18 protein-coding genes are annotated in these 17,921 nt (G+C 62.5%); 9 read left to right on the forward strand and 9 right to left on the reverse strand.

The genetic code is table 11. The features are described 5' to 3' along the window. Positions 1 to 20: 20 nt before the first annotated feature. Together C2U30_RS15720 and C2U30_RS15725 are read right to left on the reverse strand one after the other, a co-directional pair. On the reverse strand, positions 21 to 410 hold the full coding sequence (locus C2U30_RS15720) for a nuclear transport factor 2 family protein (RefSeq protein WP_103244080.1): 390 nt from the start codon (positions 408 to 410) through the stop codon (positions 21 to 23). A gap of 110 nt (positions 411 to 520) precedes the next feature. Further along, positions 521 to 1,528 (reverse strand): substrate-binding domain-containing protein, encoded by a 1,008-nt coding sequence (locus tag C2U30_RS15725; RefSeq protein WP_039039499.1) that lies wholly within the window; start codon positions 1,526 to 1,528, stop codon positions 521 to 523. An 88-nt stretch (positions 1,529 to 1,616) separates the two neighbouring features. On the opposite strand from C2U30_RS15725, the gene C2U30_RS15730 reads away from it, so the two are divergent. After that, positions 1,617 to 2,267 carry a Qnr family pentapeptide repeat protein gene (locus C2U30_RS15730; RefSeq protein WP_041212172.1) on the forward strand — a complete coding sequence of 217 codons (651 nt, stop codon included), beginning with the start codon at positions 1,617 to 1,619 and terminating at the stop codon, positions 2,265 to 2,267. Between the two features lie 206 nt (positions 2,268 to 2,473). Here C2U30_RS15730 and C2U30_RS15735 read toward each other — a convergent pair whose 3' ends face one another. Beyond that, positions 2,474 to 3,877: a peptidoglycan DD-metalloendopeptidase family protein gene (locus tag C2U30_RS15735; protein ID WP_103244081.1), complete on the reverse strand. Its 1,404-nt coding sequence runs from the start codon at positions 3,875 to 3,877 to the stop codon at positions 2,474 to 2,476. A 9-nt stretch (positions 3,878 to 3,886) separates the two neighbouring features. Next, positions 3,887 to 5,416 carry a 2,3-bisphosphoglycerate-independent phosphoglycerate mutase gene (gene gpmM, locus C2U30_RS15740; RefSeq protein ID WP_103244082.1) on the reverse strand — a complete coding sequence of 510 codons (1,530 nt, stop codon included), beginning with the start codon at positions 5,414 to 5,416 and terminating at the stop codon, positions 3,887 to 3,889. 348 nt (positions 5,417 to 5,764) lie between these two features. Between gpmM and C2U30_RS15745 the strand changes: the two genes are divergently transcribed. From C2U30_RS15745 to gpsA, 3 genes are read left to right on the forward strand one after another with little or no spacing between them, the layout of a single operon-like run. Then, entirely contained in the window at positions 5,765 to 6,196 is a 432-nt protein-coding gene (locus C2U30_RS15745) for a rhodanese-like domain-containing protein (RefSeq protein ID WP_010672546.1), read from the forward strand. Between the two features lie 47 nt (positions 6,197 to 6,243). Continuing rightward, on the forward strand, positions 6,244 to 6,714 hold the full coding sequence (secB, locus tag C2U30_RS15750; RefSeq protein ID WP_010672547.1) for a protein-export chaperone SecB: 471 nt from the start codon (positions 6,244 to 6,246) through the stop codon (positions 6,712 to 6,714). Between the two features lie 2 nt (positions 6,715 to 6,716). After that, the gene (gene gpsA / locus C2U30_RS15755; RefSeq protein WP_045522395.1) at positions 6,717 to 7,721 is read left to right on the forward strand and encodes an NAD(P)H-dependent glycerol-3-phosphate dehydrogenase; all 1,005 of its coding nucleotides are present in this window, start codon (positions 6,717 to 6,719) and stop codon (positions 7,719 to 7,721) included. 83 nt (positions 7,722 to 7,804) lie between these two features. Here the strand turns inward: gpsA and nfuA are convergent, their stop codons facing one another. Both nfuA and C2U30_RS15765 read right to left on the reverse strand, forming a co-directional pair. Continuing rightward, complete coding sequence (nfuA, locus tag C2U30_RS15760) at positions 7,805 to 8,383, reverse strand: Fe-S biogenesis protein NfuA (protein WP_010672549.1); 579 nt, start codon at positions 8,381 to 8,383, stop codon at positions 7,805 to 7,807. Positions 8,384 to 8,531: 148 nt separating this feature from the next. Then, positions 8,532 to 9,260, reverse strand: coding sequence for a ComF family protein (locus C2U30_RS15765; RefSeq protein WP_103244083.1), 729 nt, complete (start codon positions 9,258 to 9,260; stop codon positions 8,532 to 8,534). A gap of 38 nt (positions 9,261 to 9,298) precedes the next feature. On the opposite strand from C2U30_RS15765, the gene bioH reads away from it, so the two are divergent. The 3 genes from bioH to C2U30_RS15780 all read left to right on the forward strand — a co-directional run bounded on the left by bioH (position 9,299) and on the right by C2U30_RS15780 (position 11,132). After that, the gene (gene bioH, locus C2U30_RS15770) at positions 9,299 to 10,063 is read left to right on the forward strand and encodes a pimeloyl-ACP methyl ester esterase BioH (protein WP_103244084.1); all 765 of its coding nucleotides are present in this window, start codon (positions 9,299 to 9,301) and stop codon (positions 10,061 to 10,063) included. 72 nt (positions 10,064 to 10,135) lie between these two features. Further along, positions 10,136 to 10,369, forward strand: a complete 234-nt coding sequence (locus tag C2U30_RS15775) for a hypothetical protein (protein ID WP_010672552.1) — start codon at positions 10,136 to 10,138, stop codon at positions 10,367 to 10,369. A 1-nt stretch (position 10,370) separates the two neighbouring features. Further along, positions 10,371 to 11,132, forward strand: coding sequence for a putative metalloprotease CJM1_0395 family protein (locus C2U30_RS15780; protein ID WP_103244085.1), 762 nt, complete (start codon positions 10,371 to 10,373; stop codon positions 11,130 to 11,132). Positions 11,133 to 11,190: 58 nt separating this feature from the next. Here the strand turns inward: C2U30_RS15780 and C2U30_RS15785 are convergent, their stop codons facing one another. The 3 genes from C2U30_RS15785 to greB form a co-directional block, all read right to left on the reverse strand. Beyond that, complete coding sequence (locus tag C2U30_RS15785) at positions 11,191 to 13,497, reverse strand: Tex family protein (protein ID WP_103244086.1); 2,307 nt, start codon at positions 13,495 to 13,497, stop codon at positions 11,191 to 11,193. 240 nt (positions 13,498 to 13,737) lie between these two features. Beyond that, positions 13,738 to 15,075, reverse strand: coding sequence for an IS4-like element ISAeme15 family transposase (locus C2U30_RS15790; RefSeq protein WP_041205253.1), 1,338 nt, complete (start codon positions 15,073 to 15,075; stop codon positions 13,738 to 13,740). A gap of 133 nt (positions 15,076 to 15,208) precedes the next feature. Then, positions 15,209 to 15,682 carry a transcription elongation factor GreB gene (gene greB / locus C2U30_RS15795; protein ID WP_045522388.1) on the reverse strand — a complete coding sequence of 158 codons (474 nt, stop codon included), beginning with the start codon at positions 15,680 to 15,682 and terminating at the stop codon, positions 15,209 to 15,211. 202 nt (positions 15,683 to 15,884) lie between these two features. Between greB and ompR the strand changes: the two genes are divergently transcribed. Continuing rightward, positions 15,885 to 16,604, forward strand: coding sequence for an osmolarity response regulator transcription factor OmpR (ompR, locus tag C2U30_RS15800; protein WP_010672556.1), 720 nt, complete (start codon positions 15,885 to 15,887; stop codon positions 16,602 to 16,604). Then, positions 16,601 to 17,911 carry a two-component system sensor histidine kinase EnvZ gene (envZ, locus tag C2U30_RS15805; protein WP_010672557.1) on the forward strand — a complete coding sequence of 437 codons (1,311 nt, stop codon included), beginning with the start codon at positions 16,601 to 16,603 and terminating at the stop codon, positions 17,909 to 17,911. Before ompR ends, envZ begins: the two co-directional genes overlap by 4 nt. Positions 17,912 to 17,921 lie beyond the last annotated feature (10 nt).

Consider the following 17,921-nt stretch of genomic DNA (forward strand, 5'->3'; position numbering starts at 1 on the left):
TGTCTGCGGGTTGCCGGCAGTCAGCGCCGCGAGCCGATATCCGCATCCTCCTTGCTGCCTGCCAGCAGACAGGTCACCTCGTCGGTGTGGCAGATCCGATCGCCGCGAAAGGTGAAGAGGCCGCTCACCTTGTAGACCAGGGTGCCGCCGTCCTGGCGGGTGGCCCGTACCACATGGGTCGAGTGCACCCGCTCCCCCTGCGCCAGGGTGGCGACAAACTCGATGCTCGCACCGGCCAGATGGCGGCGCAGTGTGGCGATGTGCTGGTGAAACGCCGGGTAGTCGAGCCGCTCGCCGTTCACCTCCTGGCAGTAGTCGGGGGTGAACCAGGCGTCGAGCTCCGACAGGGGGAAGGCGGGATCGCAGATGACGCGCTGCAGGCAGGCTTTCAATCGTTCGGTGTGGTGCATGGTCTGCTCCTGACAGGGTGGATGGAAGAGCCAGCATAGGCCAGGGGGCGGCGAGGGGAGAGGGGAGAAGGCGCCATCATGGCGGTCGAACGCGCCATGATGGACGGGGATCAGCCGAGGCTTTCCCCCTCATAGAGGGAGAAGCCGATGTCCTTGCACCTGGTCGCCAGCGGCTGGCCGCCGAGGCGGGCCAGCAGCATGATGGCGGCTTCGCGACCTATGGTCTCGCGGGGGGTGACGATGCTGGCGAGCTTGGGGGTCATGGCGTGGCCGATGTCGAGGGCGTTGCTGCCGGCGATGGCCACCTGCTGGGGCACCGGGATCCACCTGGCCTGGCATTGCAGCAGGGCCCCCACTGCGAGGTCGTCGTTGGTGCAGAACAGGCCGTCGAGATCGGGGAAGCGCGCCATGGCCTGGGCCAGCAGCTCTCCCCCCAGGGTGAAGCTGGAGGATTGCTCCGTCAGCAGGTGCTGGCCGGTCAGACCGAAATCGGCCATCGCCTGGTAGTAGCCTTCCATTCGCAGCTGGGTGCGCACGTCGAGCCGGGCGCCGAGGTAGATCACCTTGCGCCGTCCCCGGCGCAGCATCTCTGTTACCATGGCCCGGGCGGCGGCCCGGTGATCCATGCCCACCACCATGTCGATGGGGGAGAGGGGCAGATCCATGGTCTCCACCACCGGGATGCCGGCGGTGGCGATCATCTTGCGGGTGCGCTCGGTGTGCTGGGTGTCCGAGAGGATGAGCCCGTCCACGTTGTAGGAGAGGAGCGAGGCGACCTGCTCCTCCTCCCGCTCCGGGCTGTAGCCATAGTGGGCGAGCAGGGTCTGGTAGCCGGCGGGCCGGGTCACCGCCTCGATGCCGTGGATCACCGCCGAGAAGACCTGGTTGGAGAGGGAGGGGATCAGGATGCCGATCGCCTTGCTGGTGGCGTTCGACAGCATGTCCGGCGCCCGGTTCGGGATGTAGCCGAGCTCCTCCACCGCGGCGGCGATGCGCTCGCGGGTCCCTTCGGCCACGGCGGACGGGTCGCGCAGGTAGCGGCTGACGGTCATCTTGGTGACACCGGTCAGGTCGGCAATGTCCTGCAGGGTAGGGCGGCGCTTGCGGGTGTCGTTCATCTGGGGATCCGGCAAAAAATGTTACACGTAACATTACCGTTTTTGCACGGCAATGTCAGCATATGACGCCATCAACAGGGGGCAGGGGATGATCAAGGGCAGGTGTTTCGAGGGGGTCCACTTCGAGCAGCAGGAGGTGGAGGGGGAGCAGTTCCAGGGGTGCCGCTTCATCGGCTGTCACTTCTCCTGGCTCGATCTCGGGGAGAGCCGCTTCGTCGACTGCAGCTTCTATGACAGGGAACGGGAGCTGGGATGCCTGTTTCAGGGCTGCGATCTGAGGGAGGCGAGCTTCCTGCGCTGCGATCTCACCCTGGCGGACTTCGGCCGCAGCCAGTGTCTTGGGCTGGAGATGCGCGACTGCCAGGCCATGGGGATCAACTTCGCCCATGCCAGCTTCGCCAACCGGATCACCGCCAAAAGCTACTTCTGCGAGGCCCACCTCACCGGCAACAACTTCAGCTACGCCAACTTCGAAAGCTGCCTGCTGGAGCGGTGCGAGCTTGCCGGCAACCGCTGGCAGGGGGCCAACCTGCTGGGCGCCTCCCTGGCAGGCTCGGATCTCAGCGGCTCCGAGTTCGGGCAAATCGACTGGACCAGCTTCAACCTGCAAGGCTGCGATCTGCGCCAGTGCGATCTACCCGGTCTGGATCTGCGCCGGGTCAACCTCGCCGGGGTGCAGATCAATGAAGATCAGCAGCAGGGGCTGCTGGAGCAGATCGGGCTGGTGGTCTTCCCCTGAGCGGGGTGGAAAAGAGGTAAGTTTTCATCATCGGGGCGGGCGGTGTGGTGCCTCCCCTGCCAAGCAAAAAGCCTGCGCGATGCAGACTTTTTGTCAGGTGAAGTGGTAAACGACGCGGTGTTGCTGTCTTTTGCTCCCTGCCCCCCTCGCGGGAGAAGGGCTGGGGATGAGGTAGCGGACTCCGATCGGGCACCGACAAGGCGGGCTTAGCGTCTGGCCAGCCACTTGGTCGGGTTGATGGCCTCGCCCTGATAGCGGATCTCGAAGTAGAGGCCGGAGCGCTCCTGTCCGCCGCTGTCGCCGACCAGGGCCACGGGCTCACCCTGCTCCACCTTTTGTCCCACCTGGCGCAGCAGCGACTGGTTGTGGCCGTAGAGGCTCATGTAGCCCTTGCCGTGGTCGATGACCAGCAGCATGCCGAAGCCGTCGAGCCAGTCGGCGTAGACCACCTGTCCCGGTGCCACCGCCTTGACCTGGGTCCCTTCGCTGGCGCCGATCAGGGTGCCCTTCCACTTCAGCTCGGCGGTACGTGGCGAGCCGTAGGAGATGAGGATGGGGCCCTGCACCGGCCAGCGCAGGTTGCCACCCGTGCTCAGACCGCCGTAGCCGTTGCTGCTTGCCTTGGCGCTGTTGCGGGCGGCTGCTTGCTGGTGCGCCACCTTGGCCTGCTGTTCGGCGACGCGTTGCTGCTGGGCCGCCAGCCGCTGCTGTTCGCCGACCTGGCGCTGCTGGGCGGCGATCCGCTGCTGCTCCTCGATGCGTTTCTGTTCGGCTGCCAGGCGCTGGGCCTCCAGACGGCGCTGGCGCTCCTGCTCGGCCTTGATCTTGGCGAGGCGCTCCCGCTCGGCCCGTTCGCGGCGTTCCTTTTCTTCCTGCTGACGACGCAGCTCTTCCAGCCGCGCCTTGAGCGCCTTCTCCGCCTTGACCAGCTTGTCGAGCTTCTGCTCGTCGGCCTGCACCGACTGCTGCAACTGGTTGCGCACCTTGGCACGGCTCTGCTGGCTGGCCAGCAGGCTCTGGTGATGCTCCTGCTGCTCGCCGAGCAGGGTCTGGAGGCGGTTCTCGGTCTCTCTGGTGGCCTGCTGGTTCTTGGCCAGCTTGTCACGGGTGGCGCGCAGGGCTTCAATGGCCTCGATGCGGGCCTTGTTGAGGTAGTCGAAGTAGTCGAGGGCGCGGCTCAGCTTGGCCGGATCCTGCTGGTTGAGCAGCAGTTTGAGGTAATCGTGGTTGCCCGCCTGGAAGGCGCTTTCCGCCTGCTTGGCCAGCAACTGTTTCTGATGTTTTGCTTGTTGCTCCAGTGCCAGCTTGTCCTGCTGCAGGGACGCCAGCTTCTGCTGGTTCTGCCGGAGTTGCTGTCTGGTCTGCTCGAGTTTGGCGGCGGCAGCCGAAATGGCCTGCTCGTCAGCCTTGAGCTGGGTGTTGAGCTTGGCAAGCTCCTGCTTGCTGAGCTTGAGGGTCTGTTGCTGTTCCTTGATCTGGGACTGCATGGCCCCTAGCTGCTGGTTCGCAGCCTGGGCTGTGCCGGTACCGCCGATCAGGCAAAAAAACAGCGCGCCGGCCAACAGGCCGACGCGACTGGTTTTCTGTGAAATAATTTCGCATCCCCGCATGGGGCAGGATTATTTCAGAATCATCAGGGGCTTGCCAGTCATTTCCGGCGGCACCGGCAGACCCATCAGGGTCAGCATGGTGGGGGCCAGATCGGACAGTTTGCCACCTTCGGCGACCTCGGCTTTACGACCGAAGTAGATGAGGGGAACCGGCAGATTGGTGTGGGCGGTGTGGGCCTGACCAGTCTCTTCGTCCATCATCTTCTCGGCGTTGCCATGGTCTGCGGTGATGAGGCACTCGCCACCCACTTCCGCCAGGGCGTCGGTGACGCGACCGATGCAGTGGTCGACTGCTTCACAGGCTTTGACGGCCGCATCGAACACGCCGGTGTGGCCGACCATGTCGCCGTTCGGGTAGTTGCAGATGATGACGTCGTACTTGCCGCTCTTGATGGCCGCAACCAGCTTGTCGGTCAGCTCTTCGGAGCTCATCTCCGGCTGCAGGTCATAGGTAGCCACTTTCGGGCTCGCTACGATTTCGCGATCTTCGCCAGTGAAGCAGGCCTCTTCGCCACCGTTGAAGAAGAAGGTGACGTGGGCGTACTTCTCGGTCTCGGAGATGCGCAGCTGGGTCTTGCCCTGCTTGGCCAGCCACTCACCCAGGGTGTTGACCAGGGCGGTGGGCGGATAGGCGCAGGCGGTTTTGATGTCGGCCGCGTATTCGGTCAGCATCACGAAGTGCAGGGCCGGGGTGGCGGTGCGGGCGAAGCCGGTGAAGTCGGTATCGACGAAGGCGCGGGTGATCTCGCGGGCGCGGTCGGCACGGAAGTTCATGAAGATCAGCGCATCGCCATCTTCCATCGGTACAGCGTCGCCGATGCGGGTGGCTTTGACGAACTCGTCGTTCTCGTTGCGGGCATAGGCGGCGGCCAGCGCGTCGGTGGCGTTGTCGGCGGTGAATTCGCCCTTGCCCTGGGTCATCAGGTCATAGGCCTGCTGCACGCGATCCCAGCGGTTGTCGCGGTCCATGGCGTAGTAACGACCGATCATGGAGGCGAAACGACCCTTGCCCAGGCGGGCAAACAGGGCGTCGAACAGCTCGATGGAGGACTGGGCACTGCGCGGCGGGACGTCGCGGCCATCCAGGAAGGCGTGGAAGTAGATCTGCTCGGCGCCACGCTTGGCGGCCATCTCGATCATGCCCATGATGTGCTCTTCGTGGCTGTGTACGCCACCCGGGGACATCAGACCCATGATGTGCACGGCCTTGCCCTTGGTCACGGCAGCGTCGACAGCCTTGGCCAGCTCGACGTTCTGGAAGAAGTCGCCGTCCTGGATGTCCTTGGAGATGCGGGTCAGCTCCTGATAGACGACGCGACCGGCACCGATGTTGGTGTGGCCCACTTCGGAGTTGCCCATCTGGCCGTCCGGCAGACCCACGTCCAGGCCGGAGCCGGAGATCAGGGTGCTGGTGTAGTCACGGGCCAGGCGATCCAGATTGGGGGTCTTGGCAGCAGCAACGGCGTTGTACTCTTGCTTGGTGCTGTAGCCCCAACCGTCCATGATGACCAGAACCAGCGGTTTCTTAGCTGTTGACATAAGGCTATGTCCTCTCGGATAGGAATGAATTGCGGGAAGTGAAACTAGCGTAATATTACTACATCTGCCGAAATAGTCACCTGATAGCCAAGTCCCTCTCCAGCCTCGCTTTTTAACTGTTACCCCGCTGTTTTAGGCATGTTGCCGGCTTGTCTGCCGCGGCGGGTTTTCCGCTGTTTCCCCCCTCTTTTCGGCATGGCGCATCCTCTCGTTCGGCCCGGTTGGAGGAGGAAGAATCGGCAGCCATCCCTGATGGGAGCTTGCTCTCGCTTTGCCGCCAAGATGGCTGATCTTATGCAGGGCCCCATGTATACTCGGGCCCTTGTCTTGGTCCCTGGATAGTAGAAGATGCAAGAGTATTTGGATTTCGCGGCCCGCAATCCGCTGCTGACCGCAGCCTGGTTGGGCCTGGCAGGCACCCTGGTGTATACCACTGTGCGTGCTCGTTTTTCTCCGGTGAAGGCGGTCAACAACCACGCCGCTACCCTGCTTATCAACCGTGAAAATGCCACCGTCGTGGACATTCGCAGTCAGGATGAATTTGCCAAGGGTCATCTGGCCGGGGCCCATCACCTGCCGCTCGCCCAGATCCAGGCGAATAATCTGGGTCCGGTTGAAAAGCACAAGGATGCCCCCATCATAGTGGTGTGCGAGTCGGGGATGACCGCTGGTGGCGCGGGTCGCCAACTGAGCAAGGCCGGTTTCAAGCAGGTGTATGTGCTCAGCGGTGGCATGGCCCAATGGCGTGCAGACAATCTGCCGGTGACCAAAAAACGCTGATTTAAGGGCCTGCGCCCACTCATTATCTTAAAAAGGAATCAAACGAAATGGCTGACGAAATCAACAACCAGGAAGTGCAACCGGAATTCCACATCCAGCGTGTCTACACCAAGGATGTTTCCTTCGAAGCCCCGAATACTCCGCACATCTTCCAGAAAGAGTGGCAGCCGGACGTCAAGCTGGACATGGACACCAAGACCAATGTCCTGGCCGACAGCGTCTATGAAGTGGTGCTGACCCTGACTGTCACCTGTAAGCTGGAAACCGAGACCGCCTTCCTGTGCGAAGTGCAGCAAGCCGGCATCTTCACCATCGGCAACCTGCCTGAGCCGCAACTGGCCCACTGTCTGGCGGCCTTCTGCCCGAACATCCTGTTCCCGTATGCCCGCGAAGCGGTGTCCAACCTGGTGAGCAAGGGTTCCTTCCCGCAGCTGAACCTGGCACCGGTCAACTTCGACGCCCTGTTCGCCCAGCACATGGCGCAGGTACAGGCCCAGCAGGCGACTGCGGAAGCCTGATAATGGCCGACCAGATCGCAATCTCGGTCCTGGGGGCGGGGTCTTATGGCTCCGCCCTTGCCATTTCTCTGGCGCGCAATGGTCATCCGACCCTGCTGTGGGGTCACGACCCTGCCCATGTCGCCGAGCTGGAACAGGATCGCTGCAACAAGGCATTCTTGCCGGATGTCCCCTTCCCGGCCGATCTGCAACTGACGTCGGATCTGCAGGCGGCGGTGCAAGCCGCTCCCGTACTGCTGCTGGTGGTGCCGAGCCATGTGTTCGGCCAGGTACTGGCCCGGGTCAAACCCTTCCTGCGCCCGGATACCCGGATCGCCTGGGCGACCAAGGGGCTGGAGCCGGACAGCGGCCGTCTGCTGCAAGAGGTGGCTCGGGAGGTGCTGGGGGATGCCATTCCACTGGCGGTCATCTCGGGCCCGACCTTCGCCCGCGAGCTGGCCGCCGGTCTGCCGACCGCCATCTCGGTGGCCTCGACCCACGACGACTTTGCCGACGATCTCTCCCACCTGCTGCATTGTGGCCGTTCGTTCCGGGTCTATACCAATCCGGACTTCATCGGTCTGCAACTGGGCGGGGCGGTCAAGAACGTCATCGCCATCGGTGCCGGTCTCTCCGACGGACTCGGTTTTGGCGCCAACGCCAGGACCGCGCTCATCACCCGGGGCCTGGTAGAGATGCAGCGTCTGGGCGCTGCGCTGGGTGCCGACGCCAAGACCTTCATGGGGATGGCGGGGCTCGGGGATCTGGTGCTTACCTGTACCGACAACCAGTCGCGCAACCGTCGCTTCGGGCTGGCCCTCGGGGCCGGCAAGGATGTGAACACCGCCATGACCGAGATAGGCCAGGTGGTGGAAGGCTATCGCAACACCAAGGAGGTGCATCTGCTGGCGGCCCGCTGTGGCGTCGAGATGCCCATCTGCGAGCAGATCTTCAAGGTGCTGTACGAAGGCAAGAATCCGAAAGAGGCGGCCATCGCCCTGCTGTCGCGAGACAAGAAGGACGAGTGATCCGCCCGCTGCAGAATGCAAAAGGCCCCGCCAGCTGGCGGGGCCTTTTCTTTGCCGCATGTCTTTGCGACAGCGGCAGCAAATCAGTAGTAGGAGTGATCGCCGCGCTGGTGCTCGGTGGCATCCTTGACGCCGTTGAGTTCGCCCGGGAATTTCTCCAGCAACTGCTTCTCGATCCCCTCTTTCAGGGTGTAGTCGACCATGGAGCAACCGTTGCAACCGCCGCCGAACTGCAGGATGGCCAGTTTGTCGTCGGTCAGCTCGACCAGGGTGACCTTGCCGCCGTGACCGGCCAGCATGGGGTTCACCTCGGACATCAACACGTACTCGATGCGGTCGATCAGCGGGGCGTCGTCGGCCACTTTGCGCATCTTGGCGTTCGGGGCTTTCAGGGTGAGCTGAGAGCCCATCTGATCGGTGACGAAGTCGATGGTGGCATCCACCAGGAAGGGGGCGCTCAGGGGATCGACCAGGCAGTCGAAGCCGCTGAAGGGCAGGTGCTGATCTTCCGGATCGACCGCGTCGGGTGGGCAATAGGATACGCCGCACTCGGCATTCTGGGTTCCCGGATTGACCACAAACACCCGGATGTTGGTGCCATCAGGCTGCTTCTCCAGCAACTTGCGGAAGTGGGCCTGGGCGGTGTCGGAAATGCTGATCATCACTATCCTCATAAACCTGAGTGTACGACTAGGGTATTCATGATAACTCGCTTGGCGGGGCTTGGGTAGCGTGCCGATGGCGAGCCTGTGAGCCCGGGCGTATCGGAATCATGCCGCCAGCGGCCTCCTGGGCCGGATCCCTGCCCGGTTATTTCAGGTGTCGGAGGGTACGGCAGATGGCCCACACCTCTACCGTGGTGACGCCGTGCTCATGGAGCAACCGGGTGAGCTGACCTGCGGTGGCGCCCGTGGTGACCACATCATCAAGCAGTGCCACATGCCGGTAGTGGTGAGGTTCTATTTCGAAGGCGCCACGCAGATTGCGTCGCCGCTGGCCGGCACTGAGCCGGGTCTGTTGCGGGGTCGACCTTGTCCGGCGCAGTACGCGGGTGTCGCAAGGAATGCCGGTGAGTGCGCTCAGGGCATGGCCGATTTCTTCTGCCTGATTGAAGCCGCGCCACCACTGGCGCCACCAGTGCAGGGGAACCGGAATGATGACCTGCGGTGGGTTGGCGAGGTCCAGATGGTCTGCCAGCAGGCGGGCAAGCAGCGGCGCGAGCAGGATCTGACCGGAATACTTCAGCCGGGGGATGAGTTGGGGATAAGGTGCCTGATAATCGCCGATCACCTGCAAACGCTCCCAGGGGGCGGGTCTGCGCTGGCAGCGTCCGCACAGCAGTTCGCTCTCGCGATGTTGCTCCGGCAGCGGTGCTGCACACATCAGGCATCGTCTGTCGTGCTGGCGCTGGGCGTGGCGGCACCAGGAGCACAACAAGGGCGTCTCGTCACAGGGTTGGCGACAGAGCAGGCACAGACCGAGCCAGTCGGACTGGGTGCCAAGGATCGGACTTGCTTTGGCGAGCAGCCGCTTTAACATGCAGGCTCCAAGCAGATAAACAGGGATCTTGAGTCTAGATGAGCGTATCGGTTGAGCGGTTTGGCCAGGGCCCGGACCTGGTGTTGTTGCATGGCTGGGGCATGAACGGGGCCGTCTGGCACGGTATTGCCCAAGAACTGGCTGCCCACTATCGGCTGCATCTGGTGGACCTGCCCGGCTTTGGCAACAGCCCCCTGCAAGCAGGGACAGACTACACCCTGCCCTGGCTGGCAGAGCAGGTGGCGGCCATATTGCCTGAAAAATGCCATCTGCTCGGCTGGTCCCTCGGTGGTCTGGTGGCGAGCCAGTTGGCGCTGACCATGCCTGAGCGCCTTCACTCTCTCATTACCGTAGCCAGCTCTCCCTGCTTTATGGCCCGCGACGAGTGGCCCGGGATTGCCCCCAAGGTGCTGGCGGGGTTCAACCAGATGCTGGCCGGCGACTTCATGCAGACCATAGAGCGCTTCCTCGCGATCCAGGCCATGGGCAGCGAGCACGCCAGAAACGACATTCGCCAGTTGCGTCACTGGCTGGCGGAGCGACCCGCTCCCCGGCTTGCGGCCCTGGAGGCGGGTCTGGGCCTGCTGGCCGAGGTCGATCTGCGGGATGAACTGATCGGCCTGGATCTGCCCTGGCTGCGTCTTTACGGCAGGCTGGATACCCTGGTGCCGAAGGCCGCCATTCCCTTGCTGGATGCGAGTTACCCTGCTAGCCACAGTCTGGTGCTGGAGAAGGCATCCCATGCTCCCTTCATCTCCCATCCAGAGCAGTTCATCACCCTCCTGCGGCAGTTCATTGACTGAGATTTGAGCGGCAGGCTTCAATAACTCGTCAGGTTGATGGATAATTAGCCAACCCTACAGAGGAGTGTGCCAATGCGTATCGAATCAGCCATGACGGCGGGCGTGCAGGGGTTCCAACGGGCCGAGCAGTTGGCGGGCCAGGCTTCCAGCCAGATCGCCCGTCTCAATACGCCAGCGGGTGATCAGGTGCAGTTACCGGATGAACTGGTGAATCTCAAGGTGGCCGAGCTGCATGCCGGGGCATCCGCCAAGGTGATCCAGACGGCCAGCGACATGCTGGGCACCCTGATCGATATCCGGGTGTGACATGAACATCAACGTCAGTCTGCCGACCATCATTCCGAATCAACTGCAGCCGCAGACGGAATCGGCACAGACTGACAACCGCCGCGCAGAACTGGTGCCCCCCAGCCGCCAGAGTGAGGCGTCCAACGCCGAGTCCGGCGTCGGTTCCCAGAAAGAGAGATCCCGGGCCGCCCAGGCCAATCCCGCCGCCCCATCCTCGTCCACGAAAGAGAACGGCCAGACCGGCCCCGTGATGGTGGCGCACCGTTTTGTCGAGGCAACGGGGGAGGAGGGGGAGCGTCGACAACGTCAGGAGGGTGAACAGCAGGAGCAGCAAAAGCAGCAGCGTCAGGTGGCTGCGCTGGTCGAACGGGATCTCGAAGTTCGCAAGCACGAACAGGCTCACCAGGCAGCCGGCGGCGAGCATGCGGGGAGCCCTACCTACCAGTTTTCCCGTGGGCCGGATGGCAAGCGTTATGCCACCGGGGGGGAGGTGGTCATCGACACGGGGACCATTCCCGGGGATCCCGCCGCGACCATCGCCAAGATGCAGCAGGTGCGTGCCGCTGCACTGGCTCCCGATGAACCATCGTCACAAGACATGAGTGTGGCCCGCGCCGCCTCTGGCAAGGAGGCACAGGCCCGCAAGGATCTGATGACCCTCAGGCAGGAAACCACAGGCCCGCTCGGTGCTTATATGGACAATCGAAACCAGGTGATTGCCAGGCACTATCAGCAAGCGGTGAGGCCAGCCTCCCCGCATAGCCTGAGTCAGGACGTTTGATCCCGCTCCGTGCAGGCATGAAAAAGCCCCTTTCGGGGCTTTTTTGCATTCTGGGGGCTTATTTCTTCAGTTTCGACAGGGCAGCCGCGAAGGCGTTGCCCATGGCACCCTCGGTCGGAGCGCTCTGACGGGGCGCCTGTTTCGGTCGGGCGTTGCCGGTGTGACGCGGCTCGGCCGGTTTGCGTGCAGGCTGGCCGGCTTTTTCATCCAGACGCATGGTCAGACTGATGCGTTTGCGCGGTACGTCGACTTCCAGCACCTTGACCCGGACGATGTCACCGGCCTTGACCACCTCGCGGGGATCCTTGACGAAGCGATCGGTGAGGGAAGAAATGTGCACCAGCCCGTCCTGATGGACGCCGATGTCGACGAAGGCGCCGAAGTTGGTGACGTTGGTGACCACACCCTCCAGCACCATCTCGGGCACCAGATCGCTGATTTTCTCCACCCCTTCCTTGAAGGTGGCGGTCTTGAACTCGGGACGCGGGTCGCGGCCAGGCTTGTCCAGCTCGCCGATGATGTCGGTGACGGTAGGCACCCCGAACTGCTCGTCGGTGTAGTCGGTGGGCTTGAGGGTGCGCAGCAGGCTGCTGTTGCCGAGCAGGCTGTCCACGGTCTGCTCCAGCTTGGCGAGGATCCGCTCCACCACCGGGTAGGATTCCGGGTGCACCGCCGAGCCGTCCAGCGGGTTGCTGCCGCCCCGAATGCGCAGGAAGCCGGCGCATTGCTCGAATGCCTTGGGCCCGAGTCGGCCAACTTTCAGCAACTGCTGACGACTCTTGAAGGCGCCGTTCTCGTCGCGGTAGGCGACGATGTTCTGCGCCAGGGTCTGGGAGAGGCCGGAAACCCGGTTGAGCAGGGCGACCGAGGCGGTATTCACATCCACCCCCACCGCGTTCACGCAATCCTCGACCACCGCGTCGAGGCGGCGGGCCAGCTGGCTCTGGCCGACATCGTGCTGGTACTGGCCCACACCGATGCTCTTGGGATCGATCTTGACCAGCTCGGCCAGGGGATCCTGCAACCGGCGGGCGATGGAGACGGCGCCGCGAATGGAGACGTCGAGATCCGGGAATTCCTGAGAGGCGAGCTCGGAGGCGGAGTAGACCGATGCCCCCGCTTCACTCACTACTATCTTCTGTGCCTTGGCGGCCGGGTAGCGCTCGAACAGATCGCTCACCAGGCGGTCGGTTTCCCGGGATGCGGTGCCGTTGCCGATGCTGATGAGCTCGACCTTGTGCTTCTGGCACAGCTCGCTCAGGGTCTTGAGACTCTGGTCAACCTGGCGTTTGGGTTCGAACGGATAGATGGTCGCGTGATCGACCAGCTTGCCGGTGGCATCCACCACCGCCACCTTGACCCCGGTGCGGATGCCGGGATCCAGCCCCATGGTGCAGCGCATGCCGGCCGGTGCCGCCATCAGCAGATCCTTGAGGTTCATGGCGAACACCTTGATCGCCTCCTCCTCCGCTGACTCGCGGATACGGCCGATCAGCTCGGTTTCCATCTGCAGGGAGAGCTTGATCTTCCAGGTCCAGCTCACCACCCCCTGCAGCCACTTGTCGGCCGGGCGGTGTTGCAGGTTGAGTCTGAGGTGATGGGCAATGATCCCTTCGCAGGGGCTGGTACCCTCATCCTCGCCGGTGACCAGCGCCAGGTTGAGGATCCCCTCGTTGCGGCCGCGCAACATGGCCAGCACCCGGTGGGAGGGGGCCTTGTGCAGGGGTTCGTCGTGTTCGAAGTAGTCCTTGAATTTGGCCCCTTCCTGCTCCTTGCCGGCCACCACGCGGGCACGCAGGGTGGCGTTGTGCCACAGGTAGTCCCGCAACTTCTCAAGGAGATCGGCCTGCTCGGCGAAGCGCTCCATCAGGATGTAACGGGCACCGTCGAGGGCGGCCTTGCCGTCGGTGATCCCCTGCTCGGCATTGAGGAAGCGAACCGCCTCTTGCTCGGGATCCTTCATGGGGTCACCCAGCAGCAAATCCGCCAGTGGCTCCAGCCCCGCCTCGATGGCCATCTGCCCCTTGGTGCGCCGCTTGGGCTTGTAGGGGAGGTAGAGGTCTTCCAGCCGGGTCTTGCTGTCGGCATCGTTCAGCTCGCGGGCCAGCTCGGGGGTCAGTTTGCCCTGCTCTTCAATGGAGCGCAGGATCACCTGGCGGCGATCCGCCAGTTCACGCAGGTAGCCGAGGCGGCTCTCCAGGGTACGCAGCTGGCTGTCGTCCAGACCGCCGGTCACCTCTTTGCGGTAACGGGCGATGAAGGGAACGGTCGCGCCTTCGTCCAGCAGGCGAACGGCTGCCTGCACCTGTTCCGGGCGGGCATTCAGCTCACCGGCGATCTGATGTTCTATTACGTGGCTTTGCATCGAGGGTCTCTTGGTCGGGTCCTGTCTAACTGGCCAGCGTGGGGCTATGTCGCCGAACAGGGGGGTCTGTCCTGGCGATACTTTAGATACCTGCCAGGCCACTGCCGCGCGGGCCGGTTGGCGCCGCAAGGCGCCGGGTGTGAGCACTATATGGGGTCGGGCAGCGGGATGCCACCCCGGTAGAAATGACGTTTCTCATACCCGGTGGGCGGACATGCTCGGTCTCTCCTGCAATGCTGTTCACTTAAGCGGAGCCGCATTGCGATTTACCGGAAAACGGGTCTTTGATATCTTCACCGCCCTGGGTCTCGATGGCCTGGGGCGTTTTTCTATGAACATGACGCCTATGCAGCCCCGCAACTCCGCCAACCTCCGTGGCGTATGGGCTGGCGATAACGCGCCCGCCATCACTGCCATCTGGTTCGCGATGAACTGACAGGCAAACTTAAAGCTCACCTCATTGGGCGCTCGCTGATGGGCTACGGCGGCCTGGCTGGCCTCCCGCCTGACCAGATTGTATCCAAGCAGCAATCCCCACAGCTCCTGATAGACCAAGTCCACTTTCTTGCTTCTCAGCGTGATGGCGTTGTGCTGCATCGCGCTTTTGATATCCCGGTATCCCAGCTCGATTTCCCAGCGCTCGTGGTACAGGGTCGCCACCTGAGCTGCACTGAATCGCGCCACGGGCAGGGAGGTAAAGACCGTTTTCTCCTTGCCTGCCACCTCATAGGTCACTGCGCGAACTTGCCAGTGTGTCGGCAACGCCGGGTTTTTCTTGCGAGCCTGAGGCGAGACCGTCATTTGCAACAGACGGTCACCGTCGCCATAGCGCTCAAGTTCCGTGTATACCAGCCCCTTGCGTTCCGGGATGAGCCAGTGACGGTCGGTGTCTTCGGCCTGAATACGCAGCAACAGGTCGGCACCGAAGAAGCCTTTATCCAGCAGGGTCACTGACTTGTCCGGCAATGAGTGAATGAACTCGCTGGCCAGGGGGATTTCCCCTTTGCGGTACGGGCTGATGGCCGCGTTGGCAATGACATGCGAGCGGACATTCATGAGCGTGACCAACCGCAGCATCGGGTAGGGTGTCTGCCGGTTGGTTGAGGTGTTACCCGAGCCGAAATGTGCTCTGAGTTCAGGCATATCCTGGGTTCGGAACAGGGCCCCATCGATGGCAAAGACCTGTAAACCGTGCCAATGGTCTTCAGGATAACGTTCCCGCCCCCACACATCGGCGCACTGTTTGAACAGCCACTCGAGCGGCTGTTTGCCGAGTCGCTGACGGGCCTGAGACAGGGCACTGTCCGCGAGCAAGGCATCATTGGCCAACCCTTCTGCACAGATGTTGAGGCGCCGAGCGACCTCGGAGATGGGCTCATTGCGGAAAAAGGCCATCCCCACGACGAGCCACAAGACCATATCAGAAGGTAAGCGGCGTCGGCGGATAGTGGCCTTTTCAGACAAGGCGGCAGCGGCAGTAATCCATTCGTCGGGAATATGGTCGGCAAAAATGGCCAGCCGAGCCAGCATGTCGCCAGATGCCTCAACAACATCGTTCAGATCGTTTGCAATAGACATAAAAAAATCCGGAACCAGTGATTGGTTCCGGATTGTCCTACAGCAGAAGGATCGGTCAATGGATCCTTAACTGATCAGCATTGCGGTCTCTCCTGGCCTTGTCAGCCGATTTGGCAGTCAGGGTCGGCCTGGCTTATTTGGGATAGCTGATCTCATTGACGTACCAGCAGGCGTCACCCACTGGCGTTTGCACCAAGGCTTCATCGCCCACCTCTTTCTTGAGCAGGGCACGGGCCATGGGGGAGTCGATGGAGATGTAATCCTTGCGGCCGAAGATCTCGTCATAGCCGACGATGCGAAAGCGCTTGGTCTCACCCTCGTCGTTTTCTACCTCGACCCAGGCGCCGAAGAAGACCTTGCCCTCCTGGGAGGGGGAGTAGTCGACTATGGTCAGCTCTTCCAGGCACTTGCGCAGGTAGCGAACCCGGCGGTCGATCTCCCGCAGGCGTTTCTTGTTGTACTGGTAATCGGCATTCTCGCTGCGATCACCCAGGCTCGCCGCCCAGGCCACTTTTTTGGTGACATCGGGCCTCTCCTCCCGCCAGAGCATGTCGTGCTCCTGCCGGAGCCTGGTGTAGCCTTCACGGGTAATGAGTTTGGTTTTCATGGAGTTATCACTCCCTCGCCAATTGCATCCGGTTGCTCGGGATCTTAGTCATTGTCGCCGCGCTGTCGAGCAAAAAGCAGAGCTGGCCATCCATCCTTCCCGGCTACGGGGCCGAATGAGGGCAATAACCGGTAACATATTTATGCTTTGTGGTTGCAGGGGGCGGCTCTAGTATGAGGGGAGACAGAAAAGAGAGGTGGCAATGAGTCAGCAATACAAGGTCCTGGTGGTGGACGACGATCTGAAACTGCGTTCCTTGCTGGAGCGCTACCTCACCGAGCAGGGGTTTGTAGTGCGAGGTGTCGCCAACGGGGAGCAGGCCGATCGCCTGCTGACGCGTGAAAACTTCAGCCTGATGGTGCTTGATCTGATGCTGCCGGGGGAAGACGGCCTCTCCATCTGCCGCCGCCTGCGCGAGGCCGGCAACCAGATCCCTGTCTTGATGCTCACCGCCAAGGGGGACGAAGTGGATCGCATCGTCGGTCTGGAGATGGGGGCCGACGATTATCTGCCCAAGCCGTTCAACCCCCGTGAGCTGCTGGCCCGGATCCGCGCCGTGCTGCGCCGCCATACCGTGGAGCTGCCCGGCGCCCCTTCCGCGGCGGAGAAGATGGTAAGTTTCGGGGCCTACCAGCTCAATCTGGCGACCCGTGAACTGAGCCGTGATGGCGAACCGGTTGCCCTGACCAGCGGGGAGTTCGCCGTGCTCAAGGTGCTGGTGAGTCATCCTCGCGAACCGCTCTCCCGTGACAAGCTGATGAACCTGGCCCGTGGTCGCGAGTACACGGCCACCGAGCGCAGCATTGATGTGCAGGTCTCCCGCCTGCGCCGCCTGCTGGAACAGGACCCGGCCCAGCCTCGCTATCTGCAGACCGTCTGGGGTCTGGGGTATGTGTTCGTACCGGACGGTGAGAACGCATGAAGAAAGTGGGCAGCATGTTCTCCCGTATGCTCTGGTTTCTGGCTGCCGTGCTGGTGGTCTATCAAGTCGTCTCCTACGTTACCTTCTACAACTACCTGCTGGCGCCGACCGTCAAGCAGATCAGCCACCTGCTGGCAAACCAGGTCAAACTCATCTTTCCGGTGGACAACAACCAGCTGGCGCTCAGTGAAGATGCCGAGGCGCTGGTCTATGTGACCACTGGCAGCGACATCTATACCCAGAGCGAGGCGGAGCAGCACGGGCTGAATGATTCCAAGCCCTACCCCTATCTGGAGCAGAGCATCAGCCGCGAATTGAAAGGGGATACCAGGGTCAGAGTTGAAATCCAGGATCACTACATCATCTGGATCCAGCCTCCCCAGGCCAGCCAGATGTGGGTGCGCATTCCCCTGACTGAAATTGAAGATGACGACATCGAACCGCTCATCCTCTATATGAGCGTCTTGCTGGTGGTGACCCTGTTTGCAGCCTGGCGTTTTGCCCGTCAGCTGGTGCGACCGCTGGAGGATCTGGAAGCGGGGGCCGTGGCGGTGGCGCGCGGCAACTTTCCCGATGCCCTGGGGGAGCAGGGCTCGCGGGAGGTGCGCCGCCTGACCCGCACCTTCAACCACATGTCGAGCTCCATAAAGGGGCTGATCGAGGAGCGCAACCTGATGATGGCCGGGGTATCCCACGATTTGCGCACCCCTCTTACCCGCATTCGTCTCGCGACCGAGATGATGTCCTCGGGGGATGAGTACCTCAAGGAGAGCATCAATGCGGACATCGATGAGTCGAACGGCATCATCGATCAGTTCATCGACTACATTCGCCCGAACGAGGGGCTCGATGCCCGGCCCGTCGACCTGACCCAGCTCATTCACGATGCGTTGCTGATGCAGACCGATCAGGGACTGGAAGTGGAGCTGCTCCTGCCGGAGGAGGCGGTGCGTGTGGCCTGCCATCCCATCAGCATTCGCCGTATCCTCAACAATCTGTCGGGCAACTCCCTGCGCTATGGTGCGACTCGGTTGCAGGCCGAGCTCAGGGATGATGGCCACTGGGTGCGGCTGCGACTCTCCGACAATGGCCCGGGGATTGCCGAAGAGGACTACTCCCGGGTGCTCAAGCCCTTCACCCAGGGTAATGTGGCGCGCACCGGTGGCGGCAGCGGGCTGGGGCTGGCCATCGTTGCCAAGATAGTCTCCCAGCATCACGGCACCATCAGGTTGGGGCGCTCCGAACTGGGGGGCTTGCAGGTGGAGATCCGGCTACCCAAGAACCAGCCGCTAGAGTGGATGGATTGAAAGCAGGGCG

This window comes from Aeromonas sp. ASNIH5 (assembly GCF_002902865.1).
GTDB lineage: Bacteria > Pseudomonadota > Gammaproteobacteria > Enterobacterales > Aeromonadaceae > Aeromonas > Aeromonas caviae.